The organism is Mycobacterium sp. 2-64 (assembly GCF_035918375.1).
In the GTDB taxonomy this organism is placed as follows: Bacteria; Actinomycetota; Actinomycetes; order Mycobacteriales; family Mycobacteriaceae; genus Mycobacterium; species Mycobacterium intracellulare.
In genome coordinates, this window is the sequence record NZ_CP142361.1 from 550,135 (window position 1) to 568,719 (window position 18,585).

Sequence of the window (18,585 nt, forward strand, 5' to 3'; positions counted from 1 at the left end):
AAGGATTCCGTGTCAGTTGGTGCTGCGCAGCGCGGCGCTGCCGGCGCGGCGGCCGGTGGCCTTCTTGGCCGGTTTACTGGCGGCCGCCTGCTTGGTGGGGGCCTTTTGCGGCGGCGATTTGCGCGTCTGGGGCTCGGGTTCGGGCTTGGTCGGCACCGTCGTCAGCTTTGCCCTGGACGGCGGGGCCGACTCCTTCTGCTGGCGGGCGATCCGCTGCAACACCAGCGCCCCGCCGCCGACCGCGAGCAGCACCGGCCACTCGATCAGGCCGATGGCGCCGAGCGCTCCCAGGCCCACCGCGGCGGCCGTCGTCGATTTGCTGCCCTTGCTGATGCCCTGCTGAATGCCGTCCGCGGCGCCCTTGATGCCGCCGACGACACCGTTCACCGCCGCTCCGCCGACCGCGCCGGCAGTGGAGGTGGTGACCGATGCCGCACGATTCAGTGTTCGCCCCACGCTGCGAACCGCTCCGTCGACGACACCCATGTTGACTCCCTGGCCCAATTTCGTATTCATGCAATTCGCGTTCGCTGTTTTCATGTATACCGTGGATCGCACAGTTGAGGGGATCTACGGAATTGCGCTGCCAGTTAGCCTACGCCGGGTCGCGGCGTCAGTCGACGCGCAGATCGACGAGCACGGGCGCGTGATCGCTGGCGGCCTTGCCTTTGCGTTCCTCGCGGTCGATCCGCGCGTCGGTCACGCGACTCGCCAATGCCGGTGAGCCCAGGATGAAGTCGATGCGCATGCCCTGCCGCTTCGGGAACCGCAGCCGGGTGTAGTCCCAGTACGTGTAGACGCCGGGCCCCGGCGCGAAAGGCCGTACCAGGTCGGTGAATTGCGCCTCGACGATCGCGTTGAACGCGCGGCGCTCCGGTGCGGAGACGTGCGTGGCGCCGGCAAAGAACTCCATGCTCCACACGTCGTCGTCCTGTGGAGCGATATTCCAGTCGCCGGCCAGCGCGATCGCGGCGCCGGGGTCGTCACGCAACCATCCTTCCGCCGAATCACGCAGCGCGGCAAGCCAATCGAGCTTGTAGGCGTAGTGCGGATCGCCCAGCGCGCGGCCGTTGGGAACGTAGAGGCTCCACAACCGCACGCCGCCGCAGGTGGCGGCCAGCGCGCGGGCCTCCGCGACGGCGGCGACCTCCGGCTTGCCGCTCCAGGTCGGCTGGCCGTCGAATCCGATCTGCACGTCGTCGAGGCCGACGCGGGACGCGATCGCCACGCCGTTCCACTGGTTGAAACCGACATGGGCGACCTCGTAGCCGAGTTCGAAGAACGGCAGGGTCGGGAATTGGCTGTCGGAACACTTGGTCTCCTGCATGGCCAGCACGTCGACGTCCGTGCGGGCCAGCCAGTCGAGGACGCGCGGCAGCCGGGAGCGGATGGAATTGACGTTCCAGGTGGCGATCCGCATTTCAGGCGCCCTGCCGGACCGGGAAGTAGCGGCGGTGGTGGTGCAGGCGGAAGCCCAGCCACCCGGTGTGGGCCTCGGCGTCGGGGACGGCGACGTAGCCGCGCGTGGCGCCGCGACCGGCGCCCCACGCCAACAACGCTTCGCACAAGGCCGTCGCGGCCCGGTCGTCGCCGCGGATCGCCGACAGCCCGATCCAGCGCGCGCCGTCGGGGGCGTCGGTCACCGCGGCACGCGCGACCGCCGCGCCGCCCAGTGTCCCGAACATGAGCTCGCCGTTGCCCACCGCGGTGAGCACGTCGACGTCGACCTCGGGCCCGAAAATCGACAGCCAGGCATCGTCGGGGCGCGCCGAGAGGCCGGCGGACGGGTCGGGTTCGCGCGCGGCCATTTCCGACACGTCGCGCACCAGCACGCTTTCGGGCTGTTCACCCGTCGAACCGGTCGGCACCGACAACAACCGATCGGGTATCGCCAGCCGCGGTGTCACGCCGCGGCGCTCGTACCAGTCCACGATCGCGGGTACGGTACCCAGGCGAGCCGAAAGATCCAGCGGCACCGCTGAATTCGCGGGCAGCTCGGTGTCCCTGCCGGTTGGGGAGCCGGCCCGCAGCAGCCAGCCCTCAAGCCAGGCGTGTTCGACGCCGGGCCAGGCCATGGCCGCCGCGTGCTCGAGCGCGCGGATGTCGGAGGTGCGCACCGGGGCGAAGGTCAGCACCCGCAGCATCACCACATCGGCGGGCGAACATTCGACGACCGCGCCCGTTTTCGTCTGCAGCCGCACCACCGGGTCGACCGCAAGCAGGTGCCCCACCGCGTCGGTCAACGGCGGTACCGATCCTTCGGCGAGCCGGTAACGAACCATCACCCGCGTTCCCAGGGCCGGCCACGAGATCATCAGTGACCGAACGGGTCCGGTCCCTCACCGGGCATCCACGAGAGGCCGGGGACGCCCCAGTTGTGGGATTTGACGGCGCGTTTCGCGCTGCGGGCATGCCGGCCGACGAGGCGATCCAGATACAGGAAGCCGTCGAGGTGTCCGGTCTCGTGCTGCAGCATGCGGGCGAACAGGTCGTTGCCCTCGAGGGTGACCGGGTTGCCGTCGGCGTCCAGCCCGGTGACCCGGGCCCACTTCGCCCGGCCGGTGGGGAACGACTCGCCGGGGACGGACAGGCAGCCCTCGTCGTCGTTGTCCGGGTCGGGCATGGTCTCGGGTACTTCGGAGGTCTCCAGCACCGGATTGACCACGACGCCGCGCCGGCGCTCGGTGCGCCCGCGTTCGTCGGCGCAGTCGTAGACGAAGACCCGCAAGCCGACCCCGATCTGGTTGGCCGCCAGCCCGACCCCGTGCGCGGCGTCCATGGTGTCGTACAGGTCGGCGATCAACGCCGGCAGCTCCGCGGGCAGCGAACCGTCGGCAGCGACGGGCACCGGCTTCGTCGGGGTATGCAGGACGGGATCTCCCACAATGCGGATCGGAACGACTGCCATGGTCGGCTAAGCTACCGCACGCCCGTGGGCTGCTCAGCCGCCGATCTTCGGGGTGGGCAATTGGGCCAATCGGCCGACTCGCGGGTCTGGATGACGGCTTGAGGGTTTGGGGCGTGTTTCAATATTCGCCGAAACACGCCCTTAGCTAAGTCAAGTCATTCGAGCAGTTCGGAATTCGCCGAAAGGGTCCAGGGGAAGCAATATGGACAGCGCCATGGCGCGGGCAAATCGATCGGGGGACGATTCTGAGGTCGCCGATGGCCTTACCCGCCGCGAACACGACATCCTGGCCTTCGAACGCCAGTGGTGGAAGTTCGCCGGTGTGAAGGAAGACGCAATCAAGGAGTTGTTCTCGATGTCGGCGACGCGGTACTACCAGGTGCTCAACGCGCTCGTTGACCGGCCTGAGGCGCTGGCGGCCGATCCGATGCTGGTGAAACGGTTGCGCCGGCTGCGCGCCAGCAGGCAGAAGGCACGGGCGGCGCGGCGTCTCGGCTTCGAGGTGACCTGACTCGTTACAGTAGGGCTCGATGAAAGAACGAGTTCCCGACTCCACTGGGCTGCCCCTGCGGGCCATGGTGATGGTGCTGTTGTTCCTCGGCGTCATCTTCCTGCTGCTCGGCTGGCAGGCGCTGGGCACCTCCGGAAGCTCTGACGACGATTCGGCGTCGCCGGTACCGAGCGCGACCGCCACCGCGTCGGCCACGTCGACGAGCAACAAGCCGGCCGCCACCCAGGCCGAGGTGCAGGTGTACAACATCTCCACCAAAGAGGGCGTCGCCGCGCGCACCGGAGACCAGCTGACGTCCGCCGGCTTCAAGGTCATTAAGGTCGACAACATGACCGTGCCCGACGTCTCGTCCACCACGGTCTACTACACCGACGCCGACGACGAACACGCCACCGCCGACGCGATCGGCAAGAAGCTGGGCGCCCCCGTCGAACCGCGCATTCCCGCCCTGAGCGGGGAGCCGCCAGGTGTCATCGTCCTCGTCGCCGGCTAGATAAGCGCCGGGTTTGATTGCCCGCCTCCTCAGCGAGCCGTTCCGGCTCGCATCGTCACCGGGCACGGTTCGATTGCCCGCCTCCTCAGCGAGCCGTTCCGGCTCGCATCGTCACCGGGCTAGGCTGCTGGCTATGGCTAAGCTGCCCCCCTCCCTGGTTCTGGCCGGTTGCGCCGCGCTGCTGGGCGCCTGCTCGACGCCGCAGTACGCGTCGTCCGTCCCGGGCACCACGCCCGCGATCTGGACGGGATCGCCGTCGCCATCGGGCGCCAAGGCCGCGGAGGCGGGGCCGGCGGAGGTGCCCACCGTCACCACGCACCTGAAGGCACCGGACGGCACCCAGGTCGCGATCGCCAAGTTCGAATTCAACAACGGCTACGCGACGGTCACCATCGAGACGACCGCCAACGGCGTACTCGCGCCCGGCTTTCACGGCGTCCACATCCACAAGGTGGGCAAGTGCGAGCCCAACTCGGTCGCCCCGAACGGCGGTGCGCCCGGCGACTTCCTGTCCGCCGGTGGGCACTTCCAGGTGCCCGGACACGCCACCGAACCCGCCAGCGGGGACCTGACCTCCCTGCAGGTGCGCAAGGACGGTTCCGGGACGTTGGTGACCACCACCGACGCGTTCGCCATGGAGGACCTGCTCACCGGGCAGAAGACCGCGATCATCATTCACGCCGACGCGGACAACTTCGCCAACATCCCCGCCGAGCGCTACAACCAGACCAACGGCACGCCGGGCCCCGACGAGACGACGAAGAGCACCGGTGACGCCGGCAAGCGGGTGGCATGCGGTGTCATCGGTGCCGGCTAAAAGGCGTGACGCGCGCATCGATTTCGCCCGTTCGTCACGGCCGACCATCGGGGTGGAGTGGGAGTTCGCGCTCGTCGACGCGCAGACCCGCGACCTGAGCAACGAAGCCACCGCGGTGATCGCCGAGATCGGCGAAAACCCGCGTGTGCACAAGGAATTGCTGCGCAACACCGTCGAGGTCGTCACCGGCATCTGCCAAACCGCGGGCGAAGCGATGGAGGACCTGCGGCAGACCCTGGGCCCGGCGCGGCGCATCGTGCGGGATCGGGGCATGGAGCTCTTCTGCGCCGGCGCACATCCGTTCGCGCAGTGGACCACCCAGAAGCTCACCGCCGGCGCGCGCTACGCCGAGCTGATCAAGCGCACCCAGTGGTGGGGACGGCAGATGCTGATCTGGGGTGTGCACGTGCACGTCGGGATCTCGTCGCCGAACAAAGTGATGCCGATCATGACGTCGCTGCTGAACTACTACCCGCACCTGTTGGCGCTGTCGGCGTCCTCACCGTGGTGGACCGGCGTGGACACCGGGTACGCCAGCAACCGGGCGATGATGTTTCAGCAGCTGCCCACCGCCGGGCTGCCGTTTCAGTTCCAGACCTGGTCGGAGTTCGAGGGGTTCGTCTACGACCAGAAGAAGACCGGCATCATCGACCACGTCGACGAAGTCCGTTGGGACATCAGGCCTTCCCCGCACCTGGGCACGCTCGAGATGCGGATCTGCGACGGTGTGTCCAACCTGCGGGAGCTGGGCGCGCTGGTCGCGCTCACGCATTGCCTGGTGGTCGATTTGGACCGCAGGCTCGAAGCCGACGAGTCGTTGCCCAGCATGCCGCCGTGGCACAACCAGGAGAACAAATGGCGCGCGGCGCGCTACGGCCTGGACGCGGTGATCATCCTGGACGCCGACAGCAACGAGCGATTGGTCACCGAGGATCTCGACGACGTGCTGAACCGGCTGGAGCCGGTCGCGAAAAAGTTGAACTGCGTCGACGAGCTCGCCGCGGTGGCCGAGATACCCCGGCAGGGCGCGTCCTACCAGCGCCAGCGCCGGGTGGCCGAGGAACATGACGGCGACCTGCGCGCGGTCGTCGACGCCCTGGTGTCCGAGCTGGAAATCTGATGATGGAATCCCTTGAGCTGGCGATGTTTCCGCTCGAGTCGGCGCTGCTGCCCGACCAGGACCTGCCGCTGCGGATCTTCGAGCCCCGTTACGGGGCGCTGGTGCGGCACTGCGTGGACACGGGCGACCCATTCGGGGTGGTGCTGATCTCGCGGGGGCGCGAGGTGGGCGGCGGTGAGGAGCGTTGCGACGTCGGCGTGCTGTCGCGGATCACCGAATGCGTCGACCAGGGCGCCGGCCGGTACGCGCTGCGCTGCCGGACCGGGGAACGGATCCGGGTGCGCGAATGGCTGCCCGACGATCCCTATCCGCGCGCGCGGATCACGTTATGGCCCGACGAGCCGGGACCCGAGGTCTCGCCGGCCCAGTTGCTCGACGTCGAAGACCGCGCGGTGGCCCTGTTCGAGCGGATCGCGCAGGCGCGCGGGATCACCCTGCCCGGCCGCGAGGTGCTGTTGGGTCACGACCCCCAGGCCCCGGCGGGGGAGCGCCTGTTCGCGTTGGCCTCGCGCATCCCGATCGGCACGGCCGACCGCTACACGGTGCTGGCGGCCCCGACGGCCGCCGAGCGCCTCGCCGCGCTGAGCGAAGCCGTGAACGCGGTCGCCGAGGTAGTCGAGTTTCAGCTCTCCGAATAGAACTGCGCGACAGGAGCTTACGATGAAGGTTCACCTGCAGGTGGACGGTTCACCGGCGGGTGCGGCGGCCAGCGCCGCCGACATCGCCGCCACGGGCGCGGATGGCCTGTTCACGTTCGAAGGCCAGCACGACGTCTTCTTCCCGCTGCTCCTCGCCGCCGGCACGACCGGCCTGGACCTCATGACGAACGTGGCGATCGCGCCGCCGCGCAGCCCGTTGCACCTGGCGCACTCGGCCTACGACCTGCAGTGCTACAGCGGCGGGCGGTTCCGCCTCGGCCTCGGCTCCCAGATCAAGGTGCACATCGAAAAGCGTTATGGCAGTAAATGGGACAAGCCCGCGGCCCGCATGGCCGAGGCCATCGCCGCGATCAAGGCGATCTTCGCCGCGTGGGAAAACCAGGGCCGCTTGGACTTTCGCGGCGAGTTCTACACGCACACCGTGATGGCGCCCAACTTCAACCCCGGGCCCAACCCGTTCGGGCCGCCGCCGGTGCTGCTGGGCGCGCTGGGACCGGTGATGACCCGTACCGCCGCCGAGGTCGCCGACGGATTGTTGGTGATGCCGTTCAACAGCGCCCGCCATTTCGCCGAACGCACCGTGCCCGCGATCGCCGAGGGGCTGCGCCGTTCGGGCCGGGCGTTCGGTGAGTTCACCGTCATCGCCCAGGCCATGGTTGCCGTCGGCCGCGACGAGGCGGATCTGGCGGCCGCGGTCAACGGCGTGGCGTCCCTCATCGCGTTTTACGGCTCGACGCCGGCCTACCTGCCGGTGCTGCAGGTCGAGGGCTGGGACGATGTCCAGCCCGAGCTCAACGCCCTGTCCAAGCAGGGCCGCTTCGCCGAGATGCGCCGGCTGGTCAGCGACGAGATGGTGGCCCGGATCGGGATCGTCGGAACGCCCGAGGAATGCGCGCGGCAGATCGCCGGCCGGTTCGGCGAGCACGCGGGGGAGGTGTGCTGTTACTTCCCCGGCTACACGCCGCGCGACGCCGACATCGCCGACCTGATCGGCGCCCTGCACCGGGCGCCGGCCCTGCCATGAGCGATGACCTGACGGTCGAAATCGACTCCGGCGTCGCGGTACTCACGCTCAACCGCCCCGAACAGCTCAACGCCTACACCGCCGAGATGGGCGCCCTGCTGAGCCGCGCGTACCGGGAGTGCGACGAGGACGACGACGTGCGGGCCATCGTGGTGACCGGGGCGGGACGCGCCTTTTGCGCCGGCGCCGACTTCTCCGGTGGCGCAAGCCCGTTCGATGCGCCCGCCGCCGACGGCACGTTCTCGGCGTCGCCGATCACCCCGGCGGCCTTCGAATTGCGCAAACCGGTGATCGCCGCGGTCAACGGCCACGCCATCGGAATCGGCCTCACGATCGCGTTACAGGCGGACATCCGGATCCTGGCCGAGGACGCCAAATACGGTGTGGTGCAGGTACGGCGGGGCGTGATCCCCGACTGCATGGCGCACTGGACGCTGACCCAGTTGACCACCCTGGGGGTGGCCGCCGACATCCTGCTCACCGGCCGGACGTTCGGCGGGGCCGAGGCCGTGACGCTCGGGATCGCCAATCGGGCCCTGCCCGGCGAGCGGGTCCTCGACGACGCGCTGACGGCGGCCCGCGACATCGCGGTCAACGTGGCCCCGATGTCGGTCGCGCTGTGTAAACGCCTGCTGTGGGACAGCGCGATCCATCACTACACACCGCGGCAGGTCGCCGCGCTGGAGACCCGGTTGCACGAGCGGGTGATGGGCGGCGCCGACGCCGCTGAGGGCGTCGCCGCCTTCCTGGACCGCCGCCCGCCGAATTTCACCGCGCGGCTGTCGCAAGATTGGACACCGCTTCCCGAACCGTGACCGAATCAGTGCGCGGCGCAAAGCCTTTCGGAGAGCTCCCACAGTTGCGCCGCGCGCCGCTCGTCGCGAGCGTGCGGCGCTGCCTCACCGATCCCGCAGTCCTGCAGGTAGAGGCCGCCGCGGCCGGCGAGGTCGGGGCTTACCGCGGCCCATACCTGCGTTGCCGCACCGTGTTCGGGCATGACGAAATCGAGGAAGCCGTCGGAGGGCTCGCGGCTGTTTTCGGCGACGAGGCTGCGCAGCGCGGAGAAGTCCGAGCGCGACATGTACCGCGCGAGCGCGGTCGCCACGGTGCCCGGATGCACGGCGTAGGCGCGAATTCCCGCGTCGCGCAGGCGCCGGTCGGCTTCGATCGCATGCAGGACGTTCGCCGTCTTGGAGGCGCCGTAGGCGGCGAACTTGTCGTATTCGCGACGCTCCCAGTTGGGGTCGTCGACGTCGACGTCACCCATCACGTGGCCACCGGACGACAGGATCACCACCCGGGCGGCGCCGGCGGCGGTGAGCTGGGGGATCAGCAGCCGGGTGAGCTCGAAATGCCCGAAATGGTTTGTCCCGATTTGCAGTTCGAAGCCGTCCCGGGTCCGGCCAAAGGGTGTGAACATCACGCCGGCGTTGTTCATCAACACGTCGACGACCGGCGTGATGCCGGCGACCGCGCTCGCCGCCGCGCGCACGCTGGACAGGTCGGTGAGGTCGAGCGATACCGTCGACGTCCGGGCAGCCGGAACCTCGGACGCGATCCACCGGGCCGTCTCCGCCAGCGCTTCGGGGTTGCGTGCGGCCAGGATGACGTGCGCGCCCCCGGCGGCCAGCGCCCGGGCCGACTCGCGGCCCAGTCCCGACGACGCGCCGGTGATCACACATGTCTTGCCGGACAAATCGATTCCCTCGACGATCTGAAGTGCCGTTGGATGCTCGGTCATGCGGTCCAACCTATCGACGCGGCTGGTTCGCGGCTGCGAAGTCCTTACCGCCGGTGACTGGCGGCGCGGGCTCGGGAGCCGGAGACTGGCATGACGAAAAGGAGTGCACATGTCTGACGGCCCAGATCAACCCGCCGACGCGGCCGATCCGGTTGCGCGCGCCGACACGGAATGGCGCTCGGCGCTTGCCACATTCGGGCCCCATCACGAGTCAACCTTGACCGCGCTGCTCGCGCTGGCGTCCGCGCGCTGGACCGCCGGGGACAGCCTCGGTGCCGTCCACGATGCCGGCCAGGTGCTGGCCGTCAGGCGCGAAACACTCGGAGACGAACATCCCTCCACCCTTGGCGTGGCGGGGCTGGTCGCGATTTGGCGCTACCACCGCGGCGACGAGGGCAGCGTCGATGAGCTGCGCGAGCTCGTCCCGGTGATGACCCGGGTACTCGGCGCCGAGCAAGCGGACACGTTGTGGGTCACCCACACTTTGGCCGCCGCCGAGGATGCCGGCGGTGATCCCGCCGCCCGGCTGCTGCGCTGGGTGCAGTTGTGCGGCGCCGAGACTCGGGTCTTCGGCCCCCGTAACGAATTGACCTTGGCGGCCGCCTTCGGGGTGGCACAAGCACGCCACGACCTCGGAGACCCCTTCGGCGCCAGCACCGACGCGTTGATCGTCGTCGGCTACCGCCGGCGTCTGCTCGGCGAGCATCATCCCCACACGCTGGCCGCGCAACTGTCGCGGCTGACGTGGCTGGGGGAGGCCGAGGGTATCAATGATCACACCCTCAACGAGTTCGACGAGCTGATCGTGGCCCTGCAGAACACGCTCGGCCACGACCACGAGCACACGCTGATCGCGCACTACAACCGCGCTGTCTGGACACCGGAGACTGCCGACGAGGTCGAGCGAGTTTCCGAATGGGAGGTCCTGGCCGAGGATCTCGCGCGCGTTCTCGGCGAGCAGCATCCCGTGACGGTCGAGGCTGCCCAGAGACTCGGCGCCGCCCGCGCCGAATGGGAGGACAGCGTCAACGAGACCCGCAACATTGCTTTCGATCTCTTCGTCGACGCCGAATCCGAAGACCGCGAGATCGATGTCATGCCCGGGCGGGACTGGATGGACCCGGGCAATCTCGACGACGACGCCGTGGCCAAAGTCGCCGAAGACGCCGACGAACAACGCTCCGAGCGCGTGGATCTCATGGAACACGCGGTGGAGGTGAAAAGGGCGCTCGCCCGCTGCGCCCGCACGCTGGGCAACGATCACATCGAAACGTTGCAATGGAGGTACTACCTCGCCTGGTGGCTATGGAACGGCCACGAATTCGACCCGGCCGCGGCGCGCACCCGAAAGCTCATCGATGACGGTGGTCGTGTGCTCGGTGAAGATCACCCACTCATCGATGCGACGCGGACCCTCGACCACCACATCACCAACCGGGTCTGGGGTGGGTTGAGCCCGTTCTGGGATGGGAGCGCGCTGGTGTGAGAGCTGGAATCCGACGGTGGCCGGCTTCGGTCTCGGCCAATGACTTCAGCGTGAGCAACTGCTTGCGCATCATCAGCAGGTCCCCCAGCGCCAGGGCCTGAGCGAGGAGCCGGGGCCCGGCGAACAACACGCGCGCATGCAGCCGCGAGCCCTCCCCTTCGGGGCGGATCGCATACGTGACGGCCACACCCTTGGACCGCAACGTGATCTGCCGACCGTCGAGAAACGACCGCAAGACGAAGATGGTCATGAATCGCTGCCCGACCGCAAGTCGCGTCAGCTCGGGGTCGCGCCGGCGGGGGCTGCGGCGCCCGAGGTTATCGAGGCTGTCGTAGCTGTAAGGCGCCACGCGCAACTGGCACAGCCAACCGAACACGATCGACGGGGGCGCGGCGATGCTGATCGCGCGGTCGGCCCGGACGCCGGCCGAGGGCAGGACGCCGTCGCAGGGCAGCGGTGTCGTTCGCTCCCAGGGCCTGACCCCCCACGTCAGGCCCGGCGTCACGGAACCGGCGTACTACGTGAATGAACCCTTGCCGCAACGCGTTTCAGCGTCCACCTTACGGCGACGCGGTGCGCGCCGGTGCCGATGACGAGCGCCCGATACGCCTTCCCGTGGATGCCCGGGAACGCGGCCCAGGTCGCCGCGCGCAGCCGGGTGCGGGCGGTGCCGTCGAGTTCGTCGAGCTCGAACACCCACCGGTAGATCGCGAACCAGTGGCGGCCCTTCAGCGCGAACCGCGCCGGTGCGCGCGCTTCGTCCAGGACGAAGCCGACCGGCACCGTCGTCGCGTCATGCGGGTCGCGGCACATCACCCGCAGCAGCGCCGACCACGTGTCTGCGCGGTTCGCGTCGAGGGTTATGGCATGCTCGTCGATATAGGGTAATCGTTCCATATAGAAGGACTGTACTAGATCATGGCGCCTCCGCGGAAGCATGAAACCGATGTGATCCTCGACGCCGCCCGGGCGCTGGTGCTCGACGGCGGACCGCGCGCGGCCAGCGTCGCCGCCATCGCGAAAACCAGTGGAGCACCGGCGGGCACGCTGTATCACCGCTTCGGCAACCGCGACGGCGTCCTGACGGCGGCGTGGCTGCGGGCGCTGGAACGCTTCCAGGCGCGGGCGCTGGCAGCCGACGGGGACACGCCGGCGGACACGGCCGTGGCGATGGCGGTGGCGGCCGTCGGCTTCGCGCGCGCCCTGCCCGAGGACGCCCGGCTGTTATTGACGATCCGCCCGGGCGACCTGCTCGACGAGGAGCCCGACGCGGCATTCCGGCAGACGCTCACCGCGATGAACGCCCCGCTGACCGAGCGGATCGCGGTGTTGGCCCGGCAGCTGTACGGGAACGCCAGGCCGCGCTCCGTCGACGCCGTCGCGCGCGCGGTCGCCGACCTGCCCTACGCGGTGGTGCGCCGCCACGCCCACGACGACCCGATGCCGTCCTGGCTCGAAAAGGACGTCGCCGCCTCGGCGCTGGCCGTGCTAAACAGCTTTGGCGAACGCCCGTAGGGACTCGACCTGCGCGGGATCCAATGAGGGGCGGACGGTTTCGCGCGCCGCCGCGAGATCGGCGGCCGTCACGTCGGTGGCATCGAGGGATCGGCGCATGGCCGTGAGGGCGGCCTCCCGCAGCAGCGCCACGCAGTCGGCGGCGCTGTAGCCGTCGAGCCCGGCGGCCACCTCGTCGAGGTCGACGTCGGCACTCAGCGGAACCGATTTGCCTGCGGTGCGCAGGATGTCGCGGCGGGCGGCGGCATCGGGGGGTTCGACGAAGACCAGCCGCTCCAGCCGGCCGGGACGCAGCAGCGCCGGGTCGATGAGATCCGGGCGGTTGGTGGCGCCCAGGACGACGACGTCGCGCAGCGGATCGACGCCGTCGAGCTCGGTCAGCAGCGCGGCCACCACCCGGTCGGTGACGCCCGAGTCGAAGCTCTGCCCGCGCCGCGGCGCGAGCGCGTCGACCTCGTCGAGGAAGACCAGCGAGGGCGCCGAATCCCGGGCGCGCCGAAACAGTTCGCGCACCGCCTTTTCCGAACTGCCCACCCACTTGTCCATCAGCTCGGAGCCCTTGACCGCGTGCACGGACAGCTGCCCGGTGCTGGCCAGCGCGCGCACGACGAATGTCTTGCCGCAGCCGGGCGGGCCGTACAGCAACACGCCGCGCGGCGGGTCGACGCCCAGCCGGGCGAAGGTGTCGGGATGCTGCAGCGGCCACAACACGGCCTCGGTCAGCGCTTGGCGGGCCTCGGCCATGTCGCCGACGTCCTCGAGGGTGATGTCGCCGACGCTGACTTCTTCACTGGCCGAACGGGACAGCGGCCTGATGACGCTCAGCGCGCCGACCAGGTCCTCCTGGTTCAGCTCGGGGGGCCGGCCGTCGGCGCTGGCCCGCGACGCCGCCCGCAGCGCAGCCTCGCGCACCAGCGCGGCCAGGTCGGCGACGACGAAACCCGGTGTGCGTGAGGCGATCTCGTCGAGATCCAGCCCGCCGGCGGGGACGTTCTTGAGCAGCGACTCCAGTAGCGCTTTGCGGGTGGCGGCGTCGGGCAGCGGCAGGCCCAGCTCGCGGTCACACAGGTCGGGCGCCCGCAGGCGGGCGTCGAGCTGGTCGGGTCGCGCGGAGGTGGCGATCAGCGCGACGCCGTCGCTGGCCACCGCGGTGCGCAGCTCGCCCAGAATCAGCGAGGCCACCGGGTCGGCGGCGGCCGGCAGCAGGGCGTCGACGTCGGTGATCAGCAGCACGCCACCGCCGTCGCGCACCGTCTGCACCGCCGAGGCCACCGCCTTGAGGCGGTCTTCGGCGGCCAGCGCGCCGACCTCCGGGCCGTCCAGCGTGACCAGCCGGCGATCGCCACAGACCGCGCGGACCAGCGTCACCTTGCCCACCCCGGCCGGGCCGGACACCAGCACCCCGAGGTTGGTGCCGGCGCCCAGGGTCTTGAGCAGGTGCGGTTCGTCGAGCGCGAGCTTGAGCCATTCGACGAGCTTGGCGGCCTGCGGCTGGGTGCCCTTGAGCTCCTCGACGACCATCTCCGGCCGGGCGACCTCGACCGAGATCCGCGACGGCGTCGCGGCGCCGGACGCGACATCGCCGGTGCCCCAGGTGACCAGCGAGTTGGGCTGCACGCTGACCGGCCCCACGGGGTCGACACCGGTGACGGTCAACAGCTCCGAGGTCCAGCTGATGCCCACCGCCGTGGCCAGCGCCCGGGTGGCGGCCGAGGTGGACGTGCCGGGTCCCAGGTCGCGGGGCAGCAGCGACACGGCGTCGCCCACCATGAGCACCTTGCCGAGCAGGGCCTGGCGCAGCGTGTCCGGCGTGATCGACTGGGTGGCCAGCGTCGAGCCGGACAGCGTCACCGACCGCGCGCCGTAGACCGTGACCGCGCCGACGACCACCGCGGACCCCTCCCGCAGCCCCGCGTTCGACAGCGTCACGTCGTCGAGCAACACGGTGCCGACCGGCGTGCCCGGGCCGGCCAGGCCCGCGACCGCCGCCGTGGTCCGCGACCCGATCAGCGACACCGCGTCCCACTCCCGAATCCCCAGGGCGGCAACGGCGCTCGGATGCAATCTGATGACGCCGCGGCGGGAGTCGACGGCCGAGGTGTTCAGCCGAGCCGTCAAGGTGAGCTGACGGGACGCGGGATTGATGGCTCCGCTCCTCAGCGGCCCGGAGCGGCCCGCATCGTCGCCGGACCCGCCGGCCGTCACGGCACGCGCCTGCCCGGCTTTCGCAGGCCCAGCCGCGCGACCGATCGACGGTTGGGCTGCGCCCGGCGGATCGCGCGGCGGGTGGCGCGACGCTGCTTGGGTTCGTCGTCCCACGCCTCGGGGTGGGCGGCCAGCCAGCGCTGGTTGCGGATGGCGAACGGCACGTGGCACAGGTAGGCGATGATGATCACCCAGATCAAAACGTAGGGCGCCAGCACCGCCGCGGCCGCGCAGATCGCGAGGATCGCCAGCAGCGGGGCGGCCCAACTCGGCGGCACCGCGACCGCGTGCATCTTGCGCATCGGGATCTTGCTGACCATCAGGATCGAGGTCCCGGTGATCCAGATGCACAGGAACAGCGGCGAGGTCCACCAGCCGTCACCGAACTGCAGCTTGAGCCCGATCAGGCCGATCATCGAGATCGCCCCGGCCGGCGCGGGCATGCCGACGAAGAATTCGTGCGTGTAGGCGGGCTGGCTGCCGTCGTCCTGCAACGCGTTGAACCGCGCCAGCCGCAACACGACGCAGACGGCGTAGAGCAGGATCACCACCCAGCCCGCCGGCGAGTTGGTCAGCAGCGTCACGTAGAGCACGATCGCCGGCGTCACGCCGAAGTTCACCGCGTCGGCCAGCGAGTCGATCTCCTCGCCCATCCGCGACTGGGCGTCCAGGATGCGCGCCACCCGCCCGTCCAGACCGTCGAGGATGGCCGCCGCCGCGATCAACGCCATCGCGGCCTTGGGCTGGTGTTCGAGGGCGAACCGGATCGAGGTCAAGCCCGCGCACACCGAGAGCACCGTCATCGCGCTGGGCAGGATCTGCAGGTTGACCGCCCGGCCGCGCGGCTTGCTGATCATGGCAGCTCGGCCAGCACGGTCTCGCCGGCGATCGCGCGCTGGCCGACTTTCACCAGCGGTTCGCAGCCGGCCGGCAGGTAGGTATCGAGCCGGGAGCCGAACCGGATCAGCCCATAGGTGTCGCCGATCGACAGCTTGTCCCCGACGTGCGCGTCGCAGATGATCCGCCGCGCCAGCAGCCCCGCGACCTGCACCGCGACCACGTCGGCACCGCCCGGGGTGCTGATGACCAGGCTGGTCCGCTCGTTCTCGGTGCTGGCGGCGGCCAGGTCGGCCGACCCGAAGCGGCCCGGCCGGTGCTGCACGGCGATCACCTCGCCGCTGACCGGTGCGCGCTGCACATGGGCGTCCAGCAGCGACAGGAAGATGCTGACCCGCGGCAGCGCCGCGTCGCCCATGCTCAATTCGGCGGGCGGGGTGGCGAAGTCGATCACGCAGATCTCGCCGTCGGCGGGGGCGACGACGGCCCCGGGCCGGGTGGGCGGCACCCGTGGGGGATGCCGGAAGAACCCCGCGCAGGCCCCCGCGGCCAGCAGGCCCGCCCGTCGCACCCAGCGGTGACGGCGGCCGGCCAGGGCCAGCGCCAGCCCGGCGCCGATGAACGGCCGCCCGGCCGGGTGCACCGGCGGGACGGCGGAGCGCACCAGCTCCAGCGCGTGTTGGGGGCTGAAGCCCGGGTCCGAAGCCGTGGGGCCGATAGTGCGGGGGCGTCGTGCCACGCGGCCATCTTACGGAGCCCGCGATTGATTCGTGGACGCCCGCAGAGGGAACGTTCACCTTCGACATGCAACCGCACAGTGCTGATCGGCGGGCGACACCGGTGCGTCGGGCGAAACGCGGTGTCACGGCCGCATTCATCGCCCACGGTCTGGTGTTTTCGTCGTGGGCCGCCCACATTCCGCGGGTCAAGGACGAGCTGGGCCTCTCCGACGCGGCGTTGGGAACGGCGCTGTTCGGCGCCCCGCTGGGATCGGTGGTGGCCACGCTGGCAAGCCACTGGGCGCTGCGCCGCTGGGGCAGCCACCGCCTGATCCCGGTCATGGTCGCCGGCTATGCGGTCGCGGGGACGACGGTGGGGCTGGCCAAATCCGGGGCCGCCCTCTTCGGCGCGCTGGCGTTGTGGGGGACGTTCCAGGGCGCGCTGGACGTCGCGATGAACACCCAGGCCGCGACCGTCGAGCGGGCCGCCCGGGCGCCGATCATGGCGCGGTTCCACGGCATGTGGAGCGTCGGGACGCTGGTGGGGGCCGTCATCGGCGCGGCGTGCGTCGGCGCGGGCATCGGGCTGACCGCCCAGCTGACGGTCCTCGGGGCGGTCGTGCTGATCGTGGTGGGAACGCTCACCCGTCGCCTGATCCCCGATGCGGCAGATGACTCCGACGCGTCTTCGGGACCCACCCCCCAAGGCCGGCGGGCCTGGATGACGCCGACGGTGGCGATCCTGGCCGCGGTCTCGTTCGCGTCGTTTCTGTGCGAGGGCGCGGCCACCGACTGGTCGGCCAACTACCTGCGCAACGTCGTGGGCGCCGGCCCGAGCGTCTCGGCGTTGAGCTACGCGGCCTACACGCTGACGATGGTGATCACCCGGTTCGGAGCGCCCCGGCTGCACGCGCGGGTGCCCAGTCGCCGGCTGCTGCCGGCCCTGGCGGTGGTGGCCGTGGTGGGCATGAGCGTGACGCTGGCGACCGCCAACGCGGCCGTCGGCGTGCTCGGTTTCGCCGCACTGGGCGTCGGCGTGGCGCTGCTGGTGCCCACCGCGTTCAGCGCGGCCTACGGCGCGAGCGAAGCGGGATCGGCGATCGCCATCGTGGCGGCGACGGGCTGGCTGGGCTACCTGCTCGGCCCGCCGCTGATCGGTCACCTGTCCGGCTGGGTGGGGTTGTCGGGGGCGCTGGCCACCATCCCGGTGATGATGTCGATCATCGGCATCGCGATCCGCTACAACCCGGCCTTCGACAAGGCCGACGAATTCCACCGGGACGTGGCCACGCCCGCGGGCTAAGTCACCAACGTCCCCGGTCAGTACAGCTAGCGCAGATCCCAGACCTGCAGCCGCGTTCCCTCGGGCACCTCGACGACGTCTTCGGGGATGTCGAGCAGCCCGTTCGCCGACGCCAGCCAGCGCAGGTGGTGCGAGGCCGGCGGCCCGTAGCTGGTGACCGAGCTCGCGTCGTCGCTGAGCACCGCGCGCCGGAACTGCCGCTTGCCCCGCGGCGAGGTCAGCGACTCGGCGAGCACGGCGGACCGGTGCGGGCGTTCGGGGTCGGGCAGGCCCATCGCCGTGCGCAGCGCCGGCCGGATGAACACCTCGAAGGACACCAGCGCGCTGACCGGGTTGCCGGGCAGCGTGACGATCGTCGCGCCCGCCACCCGGCCCACGCCCTGCGGCATCCCGGGCTGCATCGCAACCTTGACGAATTCCACGCCCTGATCGCCCTCGCGCCCGAAGGCGTCCTTGACCACCTCGTAGGCGCCGGCGCTGACACCGCCGCTGGTGATGATCAAATCGGAGTCGGCCGCGTACCGGTCGATGATCGAACTGAATTGGGCCACATCGTCTTCCGCGGTTGCGACGGCGACCAGATCGGCGCCCGCATCCCGGACCGCCCCGGCCAGCATGATCGAGTTGGACTCGTAGATCTGCCCCGGCCGCAGCGGGACGCCCGGGGTCACCAGCTCCGATCCGGTCGAGATCACCAGCACCCGCTGGCGCGGAATCACCGGCAGCTCGGCGATCCCCAGCGCGGCGGCCAAGCCGAGCACCGCCGGCGTCACGACCTGGCCGCGGCGCAACACGGTGGTGCCGGGGGCGACGTCCTCACCCGCGCGCCGGATGTGCTTGCCGGCCTCGCGGGGCTCGCGGATCGACACGACGTCCACCCCGCCGTCGGTGGCCTCGACCGGAACGATCGCCGTCGCCCCCGCCGGCAGCGGGGCGCCCGTCATGATCCGGTGCGCCGTACCGGGTTGCAGCGTCAGCTCGTCGGTGCGCCCAGCCGGAATGTCCTCGGCGACCGGCAACACCACCGGGTTTTCCGGCGTCGCGGACGCCGTGTCCTGGGCGCGCACCGCGTAGCCGTCCATCGCGGAGTTGTCGAAGACCGGCAGGGCCAGCTGGGCGATGACGTCCTCGGCCAGCACCAGGCCCTGGGCGTCGGTCAGCGCGACCGAAACCGGCGGCCGCGGACGAATCAAATCGGTGACGACGCGCTGATGTTCCGCGACTGATCGCATCGGGGCCATTATCCG

At 70.4% G+C, this 18,585-nt stretch carries 21 protein-coding genes; 10 read left to right on the plus strand and 11 right to left on the minus strand.

Annotation, left to right across the window (positions count from 1 at the left end; all coding sequences use genetic code 11):
• Window positions 1–12: 12 nt before the first annotated feature.
• From QGN31_RS02560 to QGN31_RS02575, 4 genes are all read right to left on the minus strand, one after another.
• Window positions 13–486, minus strand: coding sequence for a hypothetical protein (locus QGN31_RS02560; protein WP_014943010.1), 474 nt, complete (start codon window positions 484–486; stop codon window positions 13–15).
• 127 nt (window positions 487–613) lie between these two features.
• Window positions 614–1,420 carry an exodeoxyribonuclease III gene (locus QGN31_RS02565; protein WP_009952573.1) on the minus strand — a complete coding sequence of 269 codons (807 nt, stop codon included), beginning with the start codon at window positions 1,418–1,420 and terminating at the stop codon, window positions 614–616.
• Between the two features lies 1 nt (window position 1,421).
• Window positions 1,422–2,315: an N-acetylglutamate synthase, CG3035 family gene (locus QGN31_RS02570; protein WP_014943009.1), complete on the minus strand. Its 894-nt coding sequence runs from the start codon at window positions 2,313–2,315 to the stop codon at window positions 1,422–1,424.
• Window positions 2,315–2,908: a peptide deformylase gene (locus tag QGN31_RS02575; protein WP_008261364.1), complete on the minus strand. Its 594-nt coding sequence runs from the start codon at window positions 2,906–2,908 to the stop codon at window positions 2,315–2,317. Before QGN31_RS02575 ends, QGN31_RS02570 begins: the two co-directional genes overlap by 1 nt.
• Before the next feature lie 202 nt (window positions 2,909–3,110).
• On the opposite strand from QGN31_RS02575, the gene QGN31_RS02580 reads away from it, so the two are divergent.
• From QGN31_RS02580 to QGN31_RS02610, 7 genes are all read left to right on the plus strand, one after another.
• A complete protein-coding gene (locus tag QGN31_RS02580; protein ID WP_008261362.1) occupies window positions 3,111–3,419 on the plus strand; it encodes a DUF3263 domain-containing protein in 309 nt (102 codons plus the stop codon).
• A 19-nt stretch (window positions 3,420–3,438) separates the two neighbouring features.
• The gene (locus QGN31_RS02585) at window positions 3,439–3,912 is read left to right on the plus strand and encodes a LytR C-terminal domain-containing protein (RefSeq protein WP_043955429.1); all 474 of its coding nucleotides are present in this window, start codon (window positions 3,439–3,441) and stop codon (window positions 3,910–3,912) included.
• Window positions 3,913–4,045: 133 nt separating this feature from the next.
• The gene (gene sodC, locus QGN31_RS02590) at window positions 4,046–4,729 is read left to right on the plus strand and encodes a superoxide dismutase[Cu-Zn] (protein WP_009952568.1); all 684 of its coding nucleotides are present in this window, start codon (window positions 4,046–4,048) and stop codon (window positions 4,727–4,729) included.
• Window positions 4,719–5,849 carry a glutamate--cysteine ligase gene (locus QGN31_RS02595; protein ID WP_008261359.1) on the plus strand — a complete coding sequence of 377 codons (1,131 nt, stop codon included), beginning with the start codon at window positions 4,719–4,721 and terminating at the stop codon, window positions 5,847–5,849. Before sodC ends, QGN31_RS02595 begins: the two co-directional genes overlap by 11 nt.
• Window positions 5,849–6,487, plus strand: coding sequence for an LON peptidase substrate-binding domain-containing protein (locus QGN31_RS02600; protein ID WP_009952566.1), 639 nt, complete (start codon window positions 5,849–5,851; stop codon window positions 6,485–6,487). Before QGN31_RS02595 ends, QGN31_RS02600 begins: the two co-directional genes overlap by 1 nt.
• Before the next feature lie 22 nt (window positions 6,488–6,509).
• Entirely contained in the window at window positions 6,510–7,532 is a 1,023-nt protein-coding gene (locus tag QGN31_RS02605; protein WP_008261357.1) for a TIGR03617 family F420-dependent LLM class oxidoreductase, read from the plus strand.
• Window positions 7,529–8,347, plus strand: a complete 819-nt coding sequence (locus tag QGN31_RS02610; protein ID WP_014385892.1) for an enoyl-CoA hydratase-related protein — start codon at window positions 7,529–7,531, stop codon at window positions 8,345–8,347. Before QGN31_RS02605 ends, QGN31_RS02610 begins: the two co-directional genes overlap by 4 nt.
• Window positions 8,348–8,352: 5 nt before the next feature.
• Here QGN31_RS02610 and QGN31_RS02615 read toward each other — a convergent pair whose 3' ends face one another.
• Window positions 8,353–9,273, minus strand: coding sequence for an SDR family NAD(P)-dependent oxidoreductase (locus QGN31_RS02615; protein ID WP_014943007.1), 921 nt, complete (start codon window positions 9,271–9,273; stop codon window positions 8,353–8,355).
• 109 nt (window positions 9,274–9,382) lie between these two features.
• Between QGN31_RS02615 and QGN31_RS02620 the strand changes: the two genes are divergently transcribed.
• On the plus strand, window positions 9,383–10,759 hold the full coding sequence (locus QGN31_RS02620; protein WP_233425293.1) for a tetratricopeptide repeat protein: 1,377 nt from the start codon (window positions 9,383–9,385) through the stop codon (window positions 10,757–10,759).
• Here the strand turns inward: QGN31_RS02620 and QGN31_RS02625 are convergent.
• Window positions 10,701–11,264: a hypothetical protein gene (locus QGN31_RS02625; protein ID WP_036454036.1), complete on the minus strand. Its 564-nt coding sequence runs from the start codon at window positions 11,262–11,264 to the stop codon at window positions 10,701–10,703. The two genes, QGN31_RS02620 and QGN31_RS02625, sit on opposite strands and share 59 nt — an antisense overlap.
• Window positions 11,261–11,656, minus strand: a complete 396-nt coding sequence (locus tag QGN31_RS02630; protein ID WP_014381261.1) for a hypothetical protein — start codon at window positions 11,654–11,656, stop codon at window positions 11,261–11,263. Before QGN31_RS02630 ends, QGN31_RS02625 begins: the two co-directional genes overlap by 4 nt.
• 21 nt (window positions 11,657–11,677) lie before the next feature.
• On the opposite strand from QGN31_RS02630, the gene QGN31_RS02635 reads away from it, so the two are divergent.
• Window positions 11,678–12,274 (plus strand): TetR/AcrR family transcriptional regulator, encoded by a 597-nt coding sequence (locus QGN31_RS02635; protein ID WP_009952557.1) that lies wholly within the window; start codon window positions 11,678–11,680, stop codon window positions 12,272–12,274.
• Here QGN31_RS02635 and QGN31_RS02640 read toward each other — a convergent pair.
• Genes QGN31_RS02640 through QGN31_RS02650 form a run of 3 tightly spaced genes read right to left on the minus strand, consistent with a single transcriptional unit; the run spans window position 12,248 to window position 16,055 of the window.
• Complete coding sequence (locus QGN31_RS02640) at window positions 12,248–14,419, minus strand: AAA family ATPase (RefSeq protein WP_036455285.1); 2,172 nt, start codon at window positions 14,417–14,419, stop codon at window positions 12,248–12,250. The two genes, QGN31_RS02635 and QGN31_RS02640, sit on opposite strands and share 27 nt — an antisense overlap.
• A 56-nt stretch (window positions 14,420–14,475) precedes the next feature.
• Window positions 14,476–15,336, minus strand: coding sequence for a CDP-diacylglycerol--serine O-phosphatidyltransferase (gene pssA / locus QGN31_RS02645; protein ID WP_008261338.1), 861 nt, complete (start codon window positions 15,334–15,336; stop codon window positions 14,476–14,478).
• Window positions 15,333–16,055, minus strand: a complete 723-nt coding sequence (locus QGN31_RS02650) for a phosphatidylserine decarboxylase (RefSeq protein WP_179945046.1) — start codon at window positions 16,053–16,055, stop codon at window positions 15,333–15,335. The genes pssA and QGN31_RS02650 overlap by 4 nt, the downstream gene beginning before the upstream one ends.
• A 65-nt stretch (window positions 16,056–16,120) precedes the next feature.
• Between QGN31_RS02650 and QGN31_RS02655 the strand changes: the two genes are divergently transcribed.
• On the plus strand, window positions 16,121–17,338 hold the full coding sequence (locus QGN31_RS02655) for an MFS transporter (protein ID WP_043955426.1): 1,218 nt from the start codon (window positions 16,121–16,123) through the stop codon (window positions 17,336–17,338).
• 26 nt (window positions 17,339–17,364) lie between these two features.
• Here the strand turns inward: QGN31_RS02655 and moeA are convergent, their stop codons facing one another.
• Window positions 17,365–18,570, minus strand: a complete 1,206-nt coding sequence (gene moeA, locus QGN31_RS02660) for a molybdopterin molybdotransferase MoeA (protein ID WP_014943003.1) — start codon at window positions 18,568–18,570, stop codon at window positions 17,365–17,367.
• Window positions 18,571–18,585 lie beyond the last annotated feature (15 nt).